Source organism: Sphingopyxis sp. 550A, from assembly GCF_053569535.1.
The window spans coordinates 1010261-1027931 of the sequence record NZ_CM131615.1; the positions used below are offsets into that span (position 1 = coordinate 1010261).

A 17671-nucleotide genomic window follows, 5' to 3' on the forward strand; every position below is an offset into this window, starting at 1 on the left:
AAGGGGGACCCGGGGCGGGTCAGACCTCGCTGACCGTCGCGGTGTCGATTTCGCTCATCACCAGCTTGCCGTTTTTCACGGCGAAACCCATGCGCCCCTCGACCAGGTCGAGCGCGGCGTGGCCGAAGACATCGTAGCGCCAGCCCTGCATCAAGGCGATGCCGTCGCGGCCGCCCGCCGCGAGCGCTTCGAGATCGTCGCTGCGCGCGATCAATCGCGCGGCTGCGTTGAGTTCGCGCGCGCGAATCTTGAGGAGCAGCTTCAAAAGGTCCGCGACCAGCGCGCCTTCCTTGCCGAGCCCCGGCCCGCGCGGCGCGCGATCGGGCATGTCCTCCTTCGACAGCGGCTTGGCGCTCGCGAGCGCGTCCATCAGCCGACCGCCGATGTCGTTCGCTTTCCACGTCGCCGACAGTCCGCGCACCCCGCCCAGCCCTTCCTGCTGCTTCGGCGGATGCGCGGCGAGGTCGGCGAGCGTCTCGTCCTTGACGATGCGGCCGCGCGGGAGATTCTTGGTCCGCGCCTCGCGTTCGCGCCACGCGGCGAGCGCCTTCAGTCGCCCGAGCACGTCGGGCTTGCGCGACGGAATCTTGATCCGCTGCCACGCCTTGTCGGGATCGATGCTGTAGTTGGCGGGGTTGGCGAGTTTCTCCATCTCCTCGTCGAGCCAGTGGCCGCGGCCGGTCTTGATCAGCTTCTTCAGCATCATCGGGAAAATCTTCGCGAGATGGGTCACGTCGCCGATCGCATAATCGATCTGCCGCTTGTCGAGCGGGCGGCGGCTCCAGTCGGTGAAGCGCGCGCCCTTGTCGAGCTGCAGCCCGATCCACGCCTCGACCAGGTTGGAATAGCCGACCTGCTCGGCCTGCCCCAGCGCCATCTGGCCGATTTGCGTGTCGAAGATCGGGTGCGGCGTCTTGCCGGTCAGGTTGAAGATGATTTCGACATCCTGCCCGCCCGCGTGAAAGACCTTTAGCACGTCCTGATTGTCGACGAGCAGGTCGAGCAGCGGTTTCAGGTCGATCCCCGGCGCCATCGGGTCGATCGCTGCGGCATGTTCGCTGTCCGCGACCTGGATCAGGCATAGTTCGGGCCAGAAGGTGTTCTCGCGCATGAATTCGGTATCGACCGCGACGAAATCGCTGGTCTTGATCAGGTCCAAAAATTCGACGAGCGCTGCGCTGGTTTCGATAAGCGGATGGATTTGCATATTGGGCCTATACAGCGACTTTTTCGCGACGGGCAGGAAAAATTCGGGGCACCCTTCAGGTCGCGCGGGTGGCGGTCTCGTCCCACGTCCCCAATCTTCAGGCGGGTCAGGCCGCGGTGAAACCCGCATCGATGGCCAGCACGGTGCCGACCGCAGAAGCGGCTCCCGGGGAGCTCAGCCACAATATTCCCGAGGCGATTTCTTCGGGCGTGCTCGATCGGCCCAACGGATAGAGCGCGCCTCCTCCGGACGGGGCGTTCCCATCATAGGATGCGATGATGCGCTCTGCCATCGGGGTCTGTACGCCCGCCGGACATACCGCGTTGATGCGGACACCCCGCTTTGCATATTGCAGGGCGGCGCTGCGGGTCAGGCCGATCACCGCATGTTTGGACATGCTATAGATGGCCGACCGTCTGGAGCCGACCAGACCGGCGCCCGAAGAAACATTGACGATACTGCCGCCCTCGGGGTTTTCGAGCATCGCCGAAATCTGGATCTTCATGCACTGCCATATGCTGCGCAGGTTGATGTCCATGACGCGATCGTAGAGCGCGTCGTCTTCGTCGAGGAGGTTGCACGTCTTCCCCTCGACTCCCGCGGCATTCACGGCGCAGTCGAGGCGCGACCAGCGTCGATCGATGGCATGGGCGGCGGCCTGGACAGCCGCGCCGTCTGTCAGGTCGCAGGCGCATTCCAGACACTCGCCGCCTTGCGTCTCTATGGTCCGAGCGACTATTTCGAGCCCCGAACGATCGACATCCAGAAGCGCGACGCGGGCACCTGCCTCGGCGAAAGCAAGCGCCGTGGCCCGGCCGATACCCGACGCCGCCCCCGTCACGAGTGCCACCTTGCCCTTGAACGGCATCGCTCGTTCCCCTCGCTGCAACTAGCCCGTGGTTGCCAGGCCGCCATCGACGTCGACGATCGACCCCGTCATGTAGGGATTGGCGGCGCAAGCCAGTATCTGGAACGCGATTTCCTCGGGCAATGCGACACGCGCCATCGGCACCGCGGGAGCGGGCGCATTCGCGCCGCGTGCTGCGCGCAGCATCGGCGTGTCGACCAATCCGGGCGCGACGCAATTGACCCGCACGGGCGCGAATTCGGCCGCGAGGACGCGGGTCAGCGCCTCGATTGCGGCACTCGCGGCCGCCACCGGCGCCCGGCCCGCGCGCGGGCGCCGCGCCGCGGCTCCCGACACGAGCGTCAGCGAACCCGCGTCGGTCAGCCGCGCGAACCGGGCGACGACATAAGGCCCCCAGAATTTGGAAGCGAAGGTCGCGCGCGCCGTGTCGAGCGGCAATTCGCGCACGGGGGCGGAACGGATCGCGGCGGCGGTGACGACGATATGGTCGAAGGGGAGATGCGCGCTGAAGAAGCCTTCCACCGCCGCTTCGTCGATCATGTCGAAGGCGGCATATTCCGTGTCCGCACCGATGCTTGCGGCGGCTGCCTCGGCGCGGTCCGGGTTTCGGCCCGCAACGCTGACCTTCGCGCCATGGGTAGCGGCAAGCCGGGCTGTGGCGAGGCCGATTCCCGAACTTCCCCCGACGACGAGAAACCGCTGCGACGCGAAGTCGGCAAAGCCGGGTGCTTCGCTCATGCCCAAACCTCTGCCATCTCCACCGCCTCGCGCATCTGGCGGCGGCCAAGCGCGAAGCAAGCCGCCGCGAACAGGCCCAATACGACGCAGGTCAGCGCCATCGCCAGCCCGACTTTCGCGGGGTCGTGAAAGATCAGCTCGGTGCAGGTCGCGACCACGGTCGGGCCGGTTCCTGCGCCGAGCAGCGTGACGACGAACAGATAGATTGCCGACACCGTGCCGCGGAGTTCGTTCGGCGTGACGATCTGGATCGACGCCGACGCCATGCCGCCGATCGGCGCGAGCAGCTTGAGGACCGTATAGAAGAGGAAGAAAAGGACGATGCTGGACGAGGAAAAGCCGATCGCGCCGCACAGCGCGATGGTCAGCGACAACCACACGGCGAAGCGGAAATGCGCGTCGCGCACCCCGCGCGCCATCTGCCGGTCGACGAACATCCCCATGCCGAGCAGCCCCGACGAGCCGGCAAGAGCGGTCAGCGCCGCCATGGTGAAGCCGGTCTGTGTCACCGACCAGCCGAAACCGCGCATCAGATGCGCGGGCACCCAGGCGATGGTGCCATAGGCGATCGCGGCGACCGCGCCATAGCCGAGGAAGTGGCAGGTGAAAAAGCGGCCGCGCTCGGCGATGAAGCGGAACGCCTCGCCGAAACCGGCCTTGCCGCCGCCTCGCAGACCGCGCCGCACCGGCTCGGGAAACAGGAAGACGAGCAGGGCGAAGGCGATGCCGGGAAGCCCGGTGACGATGAAGACGAATTGCCACGGTCGCACTTCGCCGACCAGCGGCAGCGAAAGGCCACCGTCGGCGGTCAGCGCCATGCCGATCACCAGCCCGCCGATCGCGAAGGCGATGGCTTGCCCGACGATCGAACCGATCGCGAAGACCGACATGGCGGTGGTGAGCCTTTCGCGCGGGAAGAGGTCGCTCAGCATCGAATAGGCCGACGGCGCGAGCGCCGCTTCGCCGAGCCCGACGCCGAAGCGCGCGAGCAGGAGGTGCCAGAAATTGCGCGCGAGGCCGCACGCAGCGGCGGCAATTCCCCAGGCGATCACGCCGATGCAGATGATCTGGCGGCGCGGGAAGCGGTCGACCAGCCAGCCGAGTGGAATGCCCATCACCGCATAGCAGAGCGCGAAAGCGAAGCCCTGGAGCAGGCTGATCTGGAAATCCGAAATCGCCAGGTCGCGGCGGATGTCGTCGACCATCAGCGAGATGATCTGGCGGTCGAGAAAGGCGACCGCGCCAAGGATGAAGAGGACGGCGACGGCGCTCCACGCGACCGGGGAGGAGGGGTAATCCTCCCCGGTCGCGGGAGCGGCGCGGAGCTCGGAAGGGCTCGCGTCCATGCCTAGTAGCTGAAGCCGATCCGGACCCCATAGGTTCGCGGTGCGGCGTAGCGGTCGAACACGGCGGGTTCCCCGACCAGTCCGTTCGCGGTCGACAGCTTGCCCGACCCGATGCCGTTGGTGACATAGAGGACGTCGAAGATGTTCTGCACATAGCCCGCGATATACCAGCTACCGCGATCATAGCGGATCTGGGCGTTGGTCATCCATTGCGGGTCGACCGAATGCGTCTTGTATTCGAACGGCGTCCAATAGGTGCGCGAGCGATAGGCGGCATCGACATGCAGCGATACTTCGCCGCCCGCGACCTCGTTCGGGATCGTGTAATCGACCGCAATGCTGCCCGTTGTCCCGGGCGCGCGCGGCAGGCGGTTGCCCTTTACGTCGACGAGCGCGGGCGCGTCGGGTGAATTGCAGGGGCCGATGACCGAATCGCACAGGATCGCCGATCCATATTCGCTGTGGAGCAGCGACAGGCCGAAGGTCAGACGCAGGTTCGGCGTCACCGCCCAATTGCCCTCGGCATCGAGGCCCCAGATCTTCGCCGTTCCGGCATTGGTCACCACGCGCTGAAGATTGGCGAGCGTCTGCGAGACCTGAATGTCCTTGTAGCTATAATAGAAGCCCGACAGGCTGGTACGCAGCTTGCGGTCGAACAGGCTGGCTTTGATGCCGCCTTCATAGGACCATATGCTCTCGGGCTTGAAGGGGTTGAGCGGGTTCTGGAGGTTGAACCCGCCGCTCTTGAAGCCGCTCGTCGCATTGGCATAGAGGAGCACGTCCTCGCTCGGCCGGAATTCGACCCCGACGCGCGGCGAGAAGCTGTCCCAGCTTGCCTTGTTGCTGACCCACGGCACCGACGGAATGATGCGAAGCTGGCGATAATCGCGCTTTTCGTCCGAATAGCGCAGGCCCGCGCTGATCGTGAACTGCGGCGCCACGTCCAGACTGGCATCGACGAAAACCGAATAGGCGTCGGTCTTGCCATAGCGGTCGTAGGACGAAAGCCCGCCCGCATATTGGTACTGAAATTCACGCGCATTTTCATGGAAATAGTTGAATCCCACGATGGCGTGGAGCGGTTTCGACGTGTCGGTCGCCAGATAGGTTTCGTGGTAATAGGAGGTCGAGGTCGTGATGTCGCCGAGATAGGAACCCTGATAGGGCTTCCCGTTGACGATTCCCGGCGGCAGCGCGACCTGGTCGAGATCGAGGAAGGTCGGACCCGAATCGAAATGACGGCGGCTGGTCACCGATTTGACCGTGCCGATCCCGGTGTCCCAGCGCAGGTGGAGCGACTGGCCGTCGTTCTCGATCGGTTGCGCCGCGCCGACGTCGCCCATCACCTTGCGCGGATCGTCGACATATTGGTCGACCGGCGAGATCAGATACCACCAGGATTCGGGATTGCGGATCTTCAGATAGTCGGTGTTGTTTGAATTGCTGTAGTCGGCGCGCAGGATCGCCTCGAAATCGGGCGACAGCTTCCAGCGCAGCGCCGCGCGCACGCCGGTCGAGCTCTGGCCCTGCATCCGCTGGCCCAGATAGATATTCTCGTTATAGCCCTTGTGATAGGCCGACTGGACCGAGACGCGTAGCGCGAGCTTGTCTTCGACCAATGGCGCGTTGATCGATGCGCGCGCGGCGAGGGTGCTGTAATTGCCGAACGAGACGTCGGCCTTGCCGCTCGGCGTGAAGCTGGGATCGGTGGAAATGATGTTGATCGCACCGCCGGTCGCGTTGCGGCCGTAAAGCGTCGCCTGCGGTCCCTTGAGCACCTCGACGCGCTCGACGTCGTTGAATTCCTGAAACACCTGGATGCTGTTCGGAACATAGACGCCATCGACATAGGTCGCGACGCTGTTGCCGGCCGAGATGCCCTGGAGGTTGTTGCCGACGCCGCGGATATAGATCTGGGCTTGCTGGCCCGAATCCTTGGCGATCATCAGCCCGGGGACCTGATATTGCAGGCCGCCGCTATCGGTGATCCCCGATTTTTCAAGCTGGGTCGACGACAGGGCGGAGATCGATGCCGGGACATCCTGAAGCGAGGATTCGCGGCGCATCGCGGTGACGACGATATCACCATCCCGATCCTGTGCGCCCGCTTCGGCGGCCTGGGTGCTGGCATCCGCGGCCGCCGACTGCTGGGCCTGCGCTACGCCCGCCGACATCAGCATGGCGCTTGTAATCGCAAAACTCGAAACGCCTTTTCGCAACATATCATCTCCCCTGTATGCCCTGAACTCGGACGGCCAATTGCCGATAATGGTTAGTATTCGAAGTATTTGGAATTTTGTCAATGCTGCGGGGGATATTTTTCAATATATTGAAATATCGTGTTTTTATTTTGGCCGAACATCATCGGCCATGCTTCATGGAGCACCCCCGATAAGGGGCGGCAAGGCGTTCGGGTGGCGTTTCGGGAGCGGAGGTTGCTCAGTCGATCCCGTTGCTTGATGGCTCGCTCGTATCGGGCGCAGCCGAAGCCGGTCCAAGCCGGACCCGACGCAAGGAGGCTAAGCCGATTCGGACCTGGGCAGGCAGCTTGTCTCGCCTCGATACCCGTCCCAGGCGCAGGCGAGGGCTATTCCGACTGCGCTTTCAGATACAGGATCAGCGCCTTGCGATCCGCGGCGTCGTCGATGCCGGCAAACGCCATGCGGGTGCCGGGAAGCGCCTTCATCGGCGCAGTCAGGAAATGATCGAGCGCGGCCTCGTCCCAGACGCCGCCCTTGGCCTTCATTGCCCCCGAATAGGAAAAGCCCTCATGGCTGGCGACCGCGCGGCCGACGACGCCATGAAGGTTCGGGCCGATGCCGTTGGAGCCGCCCTTGTCGATCGTGTGGCAGGCGACGCAGCGCTTGAAGACCTGTTCGCCCATCGCCGCGGTCGGTTCGATCGCGGGTGCGGGATCGGACGCCGACGCGCTATCGGTGGTTGCCGCAGCATCGGCCGGCGGCCCGGCCTTGCCGCAGCCGGCGAGCATCAGCGCGCCCGCCAGCACGACGGGCGCGAGGCGCATTATTTCTTGGCTTCGGCGGGAGCGGGGGCGGCGCCTTCGGCTGCCGGAGTGGCCGCTGCGGCTTTATCCGCACCTTCGGCGGCCGGGGCCGCAGCCTTGTCGCCTTCGGCCGGCGCGGCGGCCGCATCGCCCGCGGGCGCCGCTTCGGGCTTCGGCAGCGGCAGGTTCGAACCCTGCGCGTTGAGATAGACGATCAGGTTCGCGCGATCTTCGGGGCTCGACAGGCCCGCGAACGACATTTTGGTGCCGGCTGCGAACTTGCGCGGGCTGGTCAGCCAATGGTCCATCTTGTCGAAGTCCCAGTTGCCGCCGACGCCCTTGAGCGCGTCGGAGAAGGCGAAACCGCCCTTGCCCTGGCCGATCGCTTCGCCGAGCGTGCCATAAAGGTTGGGGCCGATGCCGTTGGCGCCGCCCTGGTTGATCGTGTGGCACGCGGCGCACTTCGCGAACACTGCCTCGCCCTTCGCGGCGTCGGCCGCAGCGAGCAGGTTGGGAAGCGGAACGGCCGCCGCGCCGCCGCCTGCGCCGCCCTCGGCATCCTCGATCGGAAAGCCGGGCTTTTCGGGATTGTGACTGGCGAACAACATGCCCGAGCCGATCGTCAGGCCCAGCGCGCAGATGCCGGCGAACAGCACCCAGCCGGCAATAGTGTTGTTGCGATTGTCCATGCTTGCAGCCCCGTTCGCTAACGCCCGCCCATGGGCGCGTCTATGATTTGGACGCTCCCTTACTGGGGCGGGGAGCGCGGCGCAAGGGGATGAAATGCGATGCCGCGCCGGTTGCGCGCTGAGTGCGCTGCCGCTATGCGCCGCGCTTCTGGCGCGGGAAGGCGGTCATGGGCAGTTATTCGGCTTCGGCACAAGCATTGGTGGACGAAATGCGGGCGGCGGCGCTCGCCGAGCCGGCGCGCGGGCTCGCCTTTCAGGGCGCGCCCGGCGCGAACAGCGACCTGGCTGCGCGCGAATATGACGCGGATTCGCTGCCGCTGCCCTGCTATTCGTTCGAGGATGCGATCGAGGCGGTGCGTGATGGGAAAGTCGAGCGCGCGATCATCCCGATCGAGAACAGCCTGCACGGCCGCGTCGCCGATATCCATTTCCTGTTGCCCGAATCCGGCCTGTTCATCGTCGGCGAGCATTTCCTGCCGATCCGCTATGGCCTGATGAGCCGCGACCTTGGCCCCGTCACGCGGGCGATGAGCCACGAGCAGGCGCTCGGCCAGTGCCGCCAATGGCTGCGTGCGAACAATATCTCGCCGGTCGCGCACAGCGACACCGCGGGCGCCGCTGCCTGGGTCGCCGACAGCGACGAGGTCGGCCTCGCCGCGCTCGCACCGCCGCACGCGGCGGAACTCTACGGGCTGACGCTGCACGGCACCGGGATGGAAGACGCCGACCATAATATGACGCGCTTCGTCGTCCTCGCGCGCGAGCCGCTCGCGGAGCCGCCGGCCGGCGTGCCGCTGATGACGACCTTCGTCTTCGAGGTGAAGAATATTCCCGCCGCGCTCTACAAGGCGCTGGGCGGCTTCGCGACCAACGGCGTCAACATGACCAAGCTCGAAAGCTATCAGGTCGGGGGCAGCTTCGCGGCGACCAAATTCTATGCCGACATCGTCGGCGCGCCGGGCGACGAGCGCGTCGACCGCGCGCTCGAGGAACTCGATTTCCAGACCAAGTCGTTGTCGCTCCTCGGCACCTATCCGCAGGCGCGCCTCAGGCCCTAGGGACGGAGCCTTACCCTCCGCGTCCGCGGAGCATATGGGCCATTGCGAAGCTCTGCACCACGAAGATCGTTACGAGGATGCTCGCAACGACGAGGCCGAACAGGTCGAAGGGCGAGAAATTGGTTCCGCCGATGTCGCCGGGGCCGACGAGCGCCATGGTGACGGTCATCGCCATCAGCATCAGCCGAAGCTCGGTCGGCCCGCCCGCCATGTAGGAAAGGCGGAATTCGCCGACGACCTTCGCGGCGAGGAAAGTGTGGATCGACAGCAGGAAATAGCCGATCACCGCCATCAGCGCGACGTCGAGCCGCATATAGGGGCTGGCCCCGATCGCCCCGACCATCAGCAGCGTCCCGACCGCGTCGATGCTGTGGTCGACGAAATAGCCGTAGCGCGGCCGCTCGATCCGTCGCCAGCGCGCGAGGCTGCCGTCAAGCGAGTCGCCGAACCAGTTGACGATATAGCCGACGAGGCAAAGCCCCAGCCATTCGTCGTCGATCCAGCTCAGCATATAGCCCGCGGCGACGATGACGGCGCCGAGGAAGCCGAGCGTGGTGAGCTGATCGGGCGTGACCCATGCGGGAAGGCGAGGGCAAATCCAGTTGAGCAGACGGCGTTCGTGGCGCGCGAGGAAATTCTGCTGGATGCGGGTCGGCGCGCCGGCCGCCGGGGGGATCGTCATGAAAGCCTTTCGTCGTCGCCGTCGCAAAAATGTCGGCGGAATGTCATCGGGGCGTCATAGACCAAAGGCGTGGAGCCGCAAAGGCCGAGTGCGCCGATGGCGCATCGCTGCGACGGTTCGCCGCCGAAACGGCGCGTTTGGGCGATTGGCAGGTCCGGCGCGAACCGATAGTCTGGCTCGCAAAGGGGGATGGATATGACCGAGATTTCGATGGCGCAAATCGCGCGGCACGGGTTCGGCGGTCTGTTCGACCCTCGAGGGCGTGACGCGCGAAAGCAATATTGGCTGTTCCTGCTTCTCGTTTTCGGTCCGCTCGTGGTTGTGCAGCTTATCGTTCAACTGGTCCTGACCATCCCGCCGCTTGACCTGACCGCTGCAACGCATCCCCGCGATCTGTCGGCCAGCATGCACCTCATGCAGATTCAACTGCGGGCAATGGTGACCGCGGCCTATGCGAACATCGGGCTCTATCTGCTCGGCGCCCTGTTGCTGCTGACGGCAACGGCGCGGCGGTTGCATGATCGCGGCCGCGTGGGCTGGTGGGCGCTGGCGTTGCCGGGAGCGATCTTCGCGACCGGCCTTGGGCAAGCGCGGCGTATGGCGGCGATGGCGGACCGCATGCCGCAGGTCTTTGCGGAGATGGAAAAGAAAGCCCGGCCCGATTTCGCCGATGCCTTGTCCTTTCCGGCGAAGATGCAGGCATCGGCCGGGATCGATTGGCCCTCTATCGTCGGCGGGCTGATCCTTCTGTGGCTCGTCGTCGAACTGGTGCGTGCGGGAACCGACGGGCCGAATCGTTACGGACCGCCACCCGGTCGGTAATCATTCCTGCCAGGGACCGATTTCGCCGACTTCGCCGATCATGCGGAAACGCACGTCGTCATCGACCCACGCGACCTCCCACATCGGTGCCGGCCGCGCCCATTCGCCGATCACGAACAGCGGCAGCTTGTTCGCGGCGACGAAGGCGAGGTCGTCGGCCGTGGGGCCGGGAACGACGGTTTCGGATTTCTGGTGCAGCCGCACGACGGCGAGCGTGCCATCGGGCGGCGCGGGCAGCGACTGGCGCGCGGGAAAGCCGAGGCTCGCGGCGACGACGGGATAGCCCTTGCCGTCGCGGCCGAGCAGCAGCAGCTTGTCGGCGGTGGCATAGGGGCCGCCGACCGGCCGTCCCGCGACCTTGCGCCCCGCGACCGCGGCATATTCGCGAATGTCGCTGTCGGCGATCGTGGGCGGCGCGGCCTCGCTTTCGGCCGCGGGGGCGGGTGATGGCGGCGCGGTACCCGGATCGCCGATGACCGCCGCGGCGAACAGCAGCACCCCGATCAATGCGCGTCGCCCCAGCTTTTGCCGATGCCGATTTCGACGTCGAGCGCGACCGAGAGGATCAGCGCAGGTTCGGCGGCCCCCGACATCACGCGGCGGATGACCTCGCCCGCGGCTTCGGCCTTGTCCTCGGGCGCCTCGAAGACGAGTTCGTCGTGGACCTGAAGCAGCATCTTCACGTCGCCAAGCCTCGCATCGTCGAGCGCTTTCGGCATCCGCGCCATCGCGCGCTTGATCAGGTCGGCGCTGGTACCCTGAATCGGCGCGTTGATCGCGGCGCGCTCGCTACCCGCGCGTTCGTTCTGGTTCGCGGCCTTGATGCGCGGAAACCAGGTCTTCCGGCCGAACAAAGTCTCGGTGTAACCGCGCGCGCGCGCGGTTTCGAGCGTGTCGGTGATATAGTCGCTGATGCCGGGGAAGCGCTCAAAATAGCGGCTGATCAACGCCTGCGCCTCATCGGGCGTCACTTCGAGCCGGTTCGCGAGACCCCAGCGCGAGATGCCGTAGAGGATCGCGAAGTTGATCGTCTTCGCCTTGCCGCGCGTGTCGCGGTTGACCTCCCCGAACAGTTCGATCGCGGTCGCGGCGTGAATATCCTGGCCCTGCGCGAAGGCCTGCTTGAGTTCGGGCACGTCGGCCATATGCGCCGCGAGGCGGAGTTCGATCTGGCTATAGTCGGCGGCCAGCAGCACATGGCCCGGCGCGGCGATGAAGGCGTCGCGAATCTGGCGGCCGACCTCGGTGCGGATCGGGATGTTCTGCAGATTGGGGTCGGTCGACGACAGCCGCCCGGTCTGCGCGCCGACGAGGCTGTAGCTGGTGTGGACGCGGCCGGTCTTCGCGTTGATCTGCCCTTGCAGCGCATCGGTATAGGTCGATTTGAGCTTCGCGAGCTGGCGCCACTCCAAAATCTTGCGCGCGATCGGCACGCCGTCGCGTTCCAGACGTTCTAGCTCGTTCTGGTCGGTCGACCAGTCGCCCGACTTGCCCTTGCGCCCGCCCTTCAGCCCCAGCTTGTCGAAGAGGATTTCGCCGAGCTGCTTGGGGCTGCCGATCGCGAAGGGCTGCCCCGCGAGTTCGTGGATTTCGCCCTCCATGCGCAGCATGTCGTTCGCGAACTCGCCCGACAGGCGCGCCAGATAGTCGCGGTTCACCATGATCCCCGCGCGTTCCATCCCTTCGACGACGGCGGCGAGCGGGCGGTCGACCATCTCGTAGATGCGCGTCCCGCCCTCGATCGGCAGGCGGAGCTTGAGCAATTTCCAGAGGCGCCACGCGACCTCGGCATCCTCGGCCGCATAATGGGTCGCGCGATCGAGCGGCACTTCGGCGAAGCTGATCTGCGACTTGCCGGTCCCGCACATCTCCTTGAAGGTCAGGCAAATGTGATCGAGGTGGAGCTTCGCCAACTCGTCGAGTCCGTGTCCGTGCTTGCCCGCGTCGAGCGCGAAGCTCATCACCATCGTGTCGTCATAGGGCGCGATGGTGACCCCGTGTTGCGCGAGGACGCCGATGTCATATTTGAGATTGTGCCCGACCTTGAGCACCGCTTCGTCGGCGAAGAGGTTGCGTAGCCGATCCAGCGCGGCGCCGATGGGAATCTGCTCGGGCTTCTCGGCGAACATGTCGGTGCCGCCATGGCCGAGCGGGATGTAGCAGGCCTTGCCGGGGCCGGTCGACAGGCTGACCCCGACAAGATCGCCGGTGACGCTGTCGAGGCTCGCAGTCTCGGTATCGACCGCGACGACATGCGCGGCGCGCGCGGCCTCGACCCAGCGGTCGAGCGCCTCGATCGTCGTCACCGTTTCGTACAGCGTGCGGTCGATCGCGGGCCATGCCGGGAGGGTCGGCGTCGAGGGAGCGGCGGACGCCGCAGCGGGCGCGGCGCCCGCGCGCGGCAGCGTCGGCGGGCCGCTCGGCGCGACGCCATTGTCGAGCTTCGCCGACAGCGAGCGAAAGCCGTGCTCGTCGAGGAACAGCTTGAGCGGCCCCGGCGGGATCGCGCCGAGCTTGAGGTCATCGAGCGGGTCGGGGAGGGGGCAGTCGCGCTTGAGGTCGACGAGGACGCGCGACAGTTCGGCCATCGCGCGATGCTCGATCAGATTGTCGCGCAGTTTGCTGGCCTTCATCGTCTCGGCGCCGTCGAGCGCGGCGGTGAGATTTCCATATTCCTGAATGAGCTTGGTCGCGGTCTTGGGACCGACCCCGCGCACACCGGGGACGTTATCGACGCTGTCGCCCATCAGCGCGAGCACGTCGCCGACGAGGTCGGGGGTGACCCCGAATTTCTCGTTTACCGCTTCCATGCCCAGCCGGACGTTTTTCATCGTGTCGAGCATGTCGACATGCGGCGAGCCGTCCGTGGGTTCGCGGATGAGCTGCATCAGATCCTTGTCGGAAGAGACGATGGTGACGTCCCAGCCCTCGCGCACCGCGGCCTCGGCATAGGAGGCGATCAGGTCGTCGGCCTCGAACCCCGCCATCTCGATGCACGGCAGCGAGAAAGCGCGCGTCGCGTCGCGGATCAGCGGGAATTGCGGAACCAGGTCCTCGGGCGGCTCGGGGCGGTTCGCCTTATACTGGTCGTAGATGTCGTTGCGGAACGACTGGCTGCTATGGTCGAGGATGACGGCAAGATGCGTCGGCCCGTCGGCGTCGTGCAAATCCTTCGCGAGCTTCCAGAGCATCGTCGTGTAGCCATAGACCGCGCCGACGGGCACCCCGTTCGGGTTCGTCAGCGGCGGCAGGCGGTGATAGGCGCGGAAGATGTAGCTGGAGCCATCGACCAGATAGAGATGATTCTTCTCGGACATGGCGCGGGGTGTAGCAGGGGGATGCGGGGCGGCCTAGCTATGTCCGTGCGAGGCGTTGCAGTTGCTTTGAGGTGGAGAGCGGACATCCTTATCTTCGTCATTCCCGCGAAAGCGGGAACCCAGAGCGTGCGTCGGCTGACCCTACGCTGGGTTCCCGCTTTCGCGGGAATGACGAAGTTATGAGATACAGAATGTTGCTTAATCAGTCGAAAAAACGCCGAACGGTGCGGCGGGTTTATCCCTCATAGTCGATCTTCAGTTTTCCCGCCGCTGCCGCCGCAATCGCACGCGCCTCGTCGGTCGTGCCGCCTTCGACGCGGGCGAGCGCGATTCCCATGCGGCGATACGGGCGCGTCACCGGCTTGCCGAAGATGCGGACATCGACATGGGTGTTCGCGTCCGGCGGAACCAGCGCCTCGGTGAGGCCGGTGATGGTGAAGTCCGCCGCGTCGCGGTCGGCGAGCAGCACCGCATTGGCGCTCGCATGCGGCACCGTGATGGCGGGAATCGGCAGGCCGAGGATCGCGCGGGCGTGGAGGTCGAATTCGGACAGCGATTGCGACACGAGCGTCACCATCCCCGTATCGTGCGGGCGCGGGCTGAGTTCGGAGAAGATGACCTCGTCGCCCTTCACGAAAAATTCAACCCCGAAGATGCCGTGGCCGCCCAGCGCGTCGACGACTTTGGCGGCCATTTGCTGCGCGGCGGCGAGCGCGGCGGCGGACATCGCCGCGGGCTGCCAGCTTTCGCGATAATCGCCACGGTCCTGCCGATGGCCGATCGGCGGGCAGAAGCTGACGTCGTCCTTGTGCCGTATCGTGAGCAAAGTGATCTCATAATCGAAATCGACGAAGGCCTCGGCGATCACGCGCAGCCGGTCGCCGCGCATACCGGCGGCCGCATAATCCCACGCGGCGTCGATGTCCGCGGCGTCCTTTACCGTGCTCTGGCCCTTGCCCGACGACGACATGACCGGTTTGACGACGAGCGGAAAGCCGACGCGCGCCGCGGCGGCGGCGAGTTCGTCGCGGCTCGTCGCATATTCGAAGGTCGAGGTCGCGAGGCCGAGTTCGCTCGCGGCGAGGTCGCGGATCGCGTCGCGGTTCATCGTGAGCTGCGCGGCGCGCGCCGACGGGACGATGTGGAAGCCCTCGGCCTCGAGTTCGACCAGCACCTCGGTGCGGATCGCCTCGATCTCGGGCACGACATGGTCGGGGCGATGCTTCTCGATCGCGGCGCGGAGCGCGTCGCCGTCGAGCATCGGAAACACCTCGCGTTCGTCGGCGACCTGCATCGCCGGGGCGCCGTCATAGCTGTCGCAGGCGACGACGTGACACCCGAGCCGCTTTGCCGAAATGGTGAATTCGCGGCCGAGCTCGCCCGAGCCGAGGAGCAGGATTTTGGCGGTGGGGGTCATGGCAATCTTTCCGTCGAGGTTGGGCGCAAGATTCGGGACGCGTCGCGGCGTCGCCCCTGCCATAGGAAGCTCATCGCTAAAGCGCGACAGCGAATGACAGGATCGAACTTATGACGCACGCTTTCAAAACCATCTGGTCGCCGGTCGGCGAATTGACCCTCGTCGCCGATGCCAAGGGGCTCGCCGCGATCCTGTGGGAGAAGGACCGTCCGGGCCGCGTCCGGCTGGGACCGCTGGCCGAAGAGCCGGAACATCCGGTGCTGGTCGAGACCGAACGCCAGCTCGGCGAATATTTTGCCGGCAAGCGCCGGACGTTCGACGTGCCCCTGTCCTTTTCGGGCAGCGATTTCCAGAAGCAGGTATGGGAGGCGCTGCTCACCATTCCGTTCGGTGAGACCCGCAGCTATGGCGAGATCGCGCAACAGGTCGGGAGGCCGACCGCATCGCGCGCGGTCGGTGCTGCCAATGGCCGCAATCCGATTTCGATCATCGCGCCCTGCCACCGCGTCGTTGGATCGACGGGCAAGCTGACCGGCTTCGCCGGCGGGCTCGACGCGAAGAAATATCTGCTCGAACTTGAGCAATAGGCCGCGCGCGACTGCTTATTGCGGCCAGCGATCGGTGTCGCGATCGGGATGCTGGTGGTTGCTCGCCCTGATCGCCCCGACATAGGCGGCCATCGTCTCTTCGGTCGTGCCTTCAGCCTTCAGCGGCAGATCCTCGAAAACGGGGAGCCGGGCTTCGAGGCCGAACTGGACCTTGGGCTGAAACCGCTCGGGCTCGTCGAACGATCCGGTCGTGAGGTTGATATGCCTGCTCTCGTGATAGTCGTAGGTGAGCGGCGTTCCGCAGTCGCGGCAGAAACCGCGCGCGGCCTTGTCCGAACTGGCAAAGGTTGCCGGCTGCCCGCGCGTCCAGGTGATCGCATCGCGTGGAACGCCGATCAGCGCGATGAAAAAATTGCCCGCTGCCTTCTGGCACATGCGGCAATGGCAGATATGCGAGGTGTCGAGCACCGCGGTGATGTGCCAGCGCACCGCGCCGCACTGGCAGCCGCCCGAGGCTTCGGTTTCGATCCTGTCCATGACTGCGACTCGCTTGTCGATTTCGCCGGGAAGATAGGATAGGGCAATGGGCGTTGCGCCGTCGAGCCGCTCGACCGTCAGGAGGGTCATATGGTTCAGGAAGAAGGACCGGCGAGTATCGCCGCGCGATTTGCGGACGCATGGAACCGGCACGACATGGCGGCGTTCGCCGCGCTGTTCCATGTGGACGCGAGCTTCGTGAATCGCTTCGGCACCTACTGGCGCGGGGTGGAACAGATCGTCGCGGGCCATGCCCCGATCCACGAGACGATCTACAGCGATTCGACGCTGACCAACGAGATCGCCGACGTCGATCCGATTTCGGCCGATGCCGCGATCCTGCACATGTGGTCGCGGCTGAGCGCGGGCGCGGCGCATCCGGCGGGGCCGCATCGGGTCGACACGATGATTCTTGCGGTCGTGACCCGGCGCGATGGCGCATGGCAAATCCAGGCGCTCGAAAATGTGACGCTGGTCAACCCGCGGACGGGTGAGCCGATATTGCGCGATTGAGCCGCCGTTCGCTCTGCTGGCGTCTGCTCAGCTTTGCGGCGCTCCGAAATAGACGAAGCTCATCTTGTTGCCTTCGGGGTCGCGGGCATAGGCGCCATAAAAGTCCGGCCCATAAAGTGGGCGCGGACCGGGATCGCCTTCGTTGGTGCCACCACAGGCCAGCGCAGCGGCATGGGCCGCGTCCACCGCCGCTTGGCTTTCGCATAGAAAACCGGGCATGATTCCGTTGCCGGGAGCCGCCGCCAACCCGTCGTTCGGCTTGCCGATCCAGACGCGCTGTTCGCTTGGCATCGCATAGCAGCAAGCCTGGTCGCCATAGTCGACCTCCAGCCGCCCGCCGAGATGCGGCATGACCGCATCATAATAGCGCCGCGACCGCGCCATGTCGTTGGTGCCGATGGTGATATAGGCGATGGGCATGGCTCACTCCCACTCGATAATTCAGCGTGGTGTAACGCATTGGAAATGCGACAGAAAAATATTTAGTCTGAAATGACCGAGTAGCAGTCCGTCAAAAAAGCTACGCTCATGAAAAAATAAGGAGAAATTTCGCGATTCAACCAAATCCCTATTTCGAGATATATCGGTTTGCCCGAAAATCGGGCGGAACTCTGCGATCAGGCACAAATTCGCGTGAATTTGCAACCGTTTCTTCTGCGGCGGCGCCCGTTTCTATTGATATTCGCCGTGCTTCGGGGGAGGCGCCTTTGGGTAGACATTGGGTCTCGACCGGACGAATCAGCGCTTTGAGAATTTGTTGTACGGGCCGCGAGTGAGCCAAGCGGCCACACCCGAAAGCGGTCAATCGGTTGAGACCGGACCACGACCTCTTCACGGCGCGCTACAGTCTATGGGATTCCGCAAAGATGCCGTTGCACCAGAGGGGTTTTCACTAACAATGGTGTGCCCGCCTTCGCGGGCACAC

The 17671-nt window shown here is 65.2% G+C and carries 17 protein-coding genes; 4 read left to right on the forward strand and 13 right to left on the reverse strand.

What is annotated here, in order from left to right:
- Nucleotides 1–19 precede the first annotated feature (19 nt).
- The 7 genes from rnd to ACVENA_RS04820 all read right to left on the reverse strand — a co-directional run bounded on the left by rnd (nt 20) and on the right by ACVENA_RS04820 (nt 7852).
- A complete protein-coding gene (gene rnd, locus ACVENA_RS04790; RefSeq protein WP_257548605.1) occupies nt 20–1207 on the reverse strand; it encodes a ribonuclease D in 1188 nt (395 codons plus the stop codon).
- Nucleotides 1208–1313: 106 nt separating this feature from the next.
- Nucleotides 1314–2075 (reverse strand): SDR family oxidoreductase, encoded by a 762-nt coding sequence (locus ACVENA_RS04795; protein ID WP_257548607.1) that lies wholly within the window; start codon nt 2073–2075, stop codon nt 1314–1316.
- Between the two features lie 21 nt (nt 2076–2096).
- The gene (locus ACVENA_RS04800) at nt 2097–2813 is read right to left on the reverse strand and encodes an SDR family oxidoreductase (RefSeq protein ID WP_257548608.1); all 717 of its coding nucleotides are present in this window, start codon (nt 2811–2813) and stop codon (nt 2097–2099) included.
- The gene (locus ACVENA_RS04805; protein WP_449327867.1) at nt 2810–4159 is read right to left on the reverse strand and encodes a spinster family MFS transporter; all 1350 of its coding nucleotides are present in this window, start codon (nt 4157–4159) and stop codon (nt 2810–2812) included. Before ACVENA_RS04805 ends, ACVENA_RS04800 begins: the two co-directional genes overlap by 4 nt.
- A 2-nt stretch (nt 4160–4161) precedes the next feature.
- Complete coding sequence (locus ACVENA_RS04810; protein WP_449327868.1) at nt 4162–6339, reverse strand: TonB-dependent receptor; 2178 nt, start codon at nt 6337–6339, stop codon at nt 4162–4164.
- 407 nt (nt 6340–6746) lie between these two features.
- Entirely contained in the window at nt 6747–7184 is a 438-nt protein-coding gene (locus ACVENA_RS04815) for a c-type cytochrome (protein WP_257548611.1), read from the reverse strand.
- The gene (locus tag ACVENA_RS04820; protein ID WP_257548612.1) at nt 7184–7852 is read right to left on the reverse strand and encodes a c-type cytochrome; all 669 of its coding nucleotides are present in this window, start codon (nt 7850–7852) and stop codon (nt 7184–7186) included. Before ACVENA_RS04820 ends, ACVENA_RS04815 begins: the two co-directional genes overlap by 1 nt.
- A gap of 167 nt (nt 7853–8019) precedes the next feature.
- Here ACVENA_RS04820 and ACVENA_RS04825 point away from each other — a divergent pair, with 167 nt between their 5' ends.
- Complete coding sequence (locus tag ACVENA_RS04825; protein WP_257548613.1) at nt 8020–8910, forward strand: prephenate dehydratase; 891 nt, start codon at nt 8020–8022, stop codon at nt 8908–8910.
- 10 nt (nt 8911–8920) lie between these two features.
- Here the strand turns inward: ACVENA_RS04825 and ACVENA_RS04830 are convergent, their stop codons facing one another.
- Nucleotides 8921–9592 carry a CDP-alcohol phosphatidyltransferase family protein gene (locus ACVENA_RS04830; RefSeq protein WP_257548614.1) on the reverse strand — a complete coding sequence of 224 codons (672 nt, stop codon included), beginning with the start codon at nt 9590–9592 and terminating at the stop codon, nt 8921–8923.
- A 195-nt stretch (nt 9593–9787) separates the two neighbouring features.
- Here ACVENA_RS04830 and ACVENA_RS04835 point away from each other — a divergent pair, with 195 nt between their 5' ends.
- Complete coding sequence (locus tag ACVENA_RS04835; protein ID WP_449327869.1) at nt 9788–10414, forward strand: DUF805 domain-containing protein; 627 nt, start codon at nt 9788–9790, stop codon at nt 10412–10414.
- On the opposite strand, the gene ACVENA_RS04840 is transcribed toward ACVENA_RS04835, so the two are convergent.
- The 3 genes from ACVENA_RS04840 to purT all read right to left on the reverse strand — a co-directional run bounded on the left by ACVENA_RS04840 (nt 10415) and on the right by purT (nt 15148).
- The gene (locus tag ACVENA_RS04840; RefSeq protein WP_257551280.1) at nt 10415–10912 is read right to left on the reverse strand and encodes a hypothetical protein; all 498 of its coding nucleotides are present in this window, start codon (nt 10910–10912) and stop codon (nt 10415–10417) included.
- Between the two features lie 5 nt (nt 10913–10917).
- Nucleotides 10918–13731 carry a DNA polymerase I gene (gene polA / locus ACVENA_RS04845; RefSeq protein WP_449327870.1) on the reverse strand — a complete coding sequence of 938 codons (2814 nt, stop codon included), beginning with the start codon at nt 13729–13731 and terminating at the stop codon, nt 10918–10920.
- A gap of 235 nt (nt 13732–13966) precedes the next feature.
- On the reverse strand, nt 13967–15148 hold the full coding sequence (gene purT, locus ACVENA_RS04850; RefSeq protein ID WP_449327871.1) for a formate-dependent phosphoribosylglycinamide formyltransferase: 1182 nt from the start codon (nt 15146–15148) through the stop codon (nt 13967–13969).
- Nucleotides 15149–15258: 110 nt separating this feature from the next.
- On the opposite strand from purT, the gene ACVENA_RS04855 reads away from it, so the two are divergent.
- A complete protein-coding gene (locus tag ACVENA_RS04855) occupies nt 15259–15735 on the forward strand; it encodes a methylated-DNA--[protein]-cysteine S-methyltransferase (protein WP_449327872.1) in 477 nt (158 codons plus the stop codon).
- A gap of 15 nt (nt 15736–15750) precedes the next feature.
- Here ACVENA_RS04855 and ACVENA_RS04860 read toward each other — a convergent pair whose 3' ends face one another.
- Entirely contained in the window at nt 15751–16323 is a 573-nt protein-coding gene (locus ACVENA_RS04860) for a GFA family protein (protein WP_449327873.1), read from the reverse strand.
- Between ACVENA_RS04860 and ACVENA_RS04865 the strand changes: the two genes are divergently transcribed.
- On the forward strand, nt 16324–16746 hold the full coding sequence (locus ACVENA_RS04865) for an SgcJ/EcaC family oxidoreductase (RefSeq protein ID WP_449327874.1): 423 nt from the start codon (nt 16324–16326) through the stop codon (nt 16744–16746).
- Nucleotides 16747–16773: 27 nt separating this feature from the next.
- On the opposite strand, the gene ACVENA_RS04870 is transcribed toward ACVENA_RS04865, so the two are convergent.
- Nucleotides 16774–17166 carry a VOC family protein gene (locus ACVENA_RS04870; protein WP_449327875.1) on the reverse strand — a complete coding sequence of 131 codons (393 nt, stop codon included), beginning with the start codon at nt 17164–17166 and terminating at the stop codon, nt 16774–16776.
- Between the last annotated feature and the right edge of the window lie 505 nt (nt 17167–17671).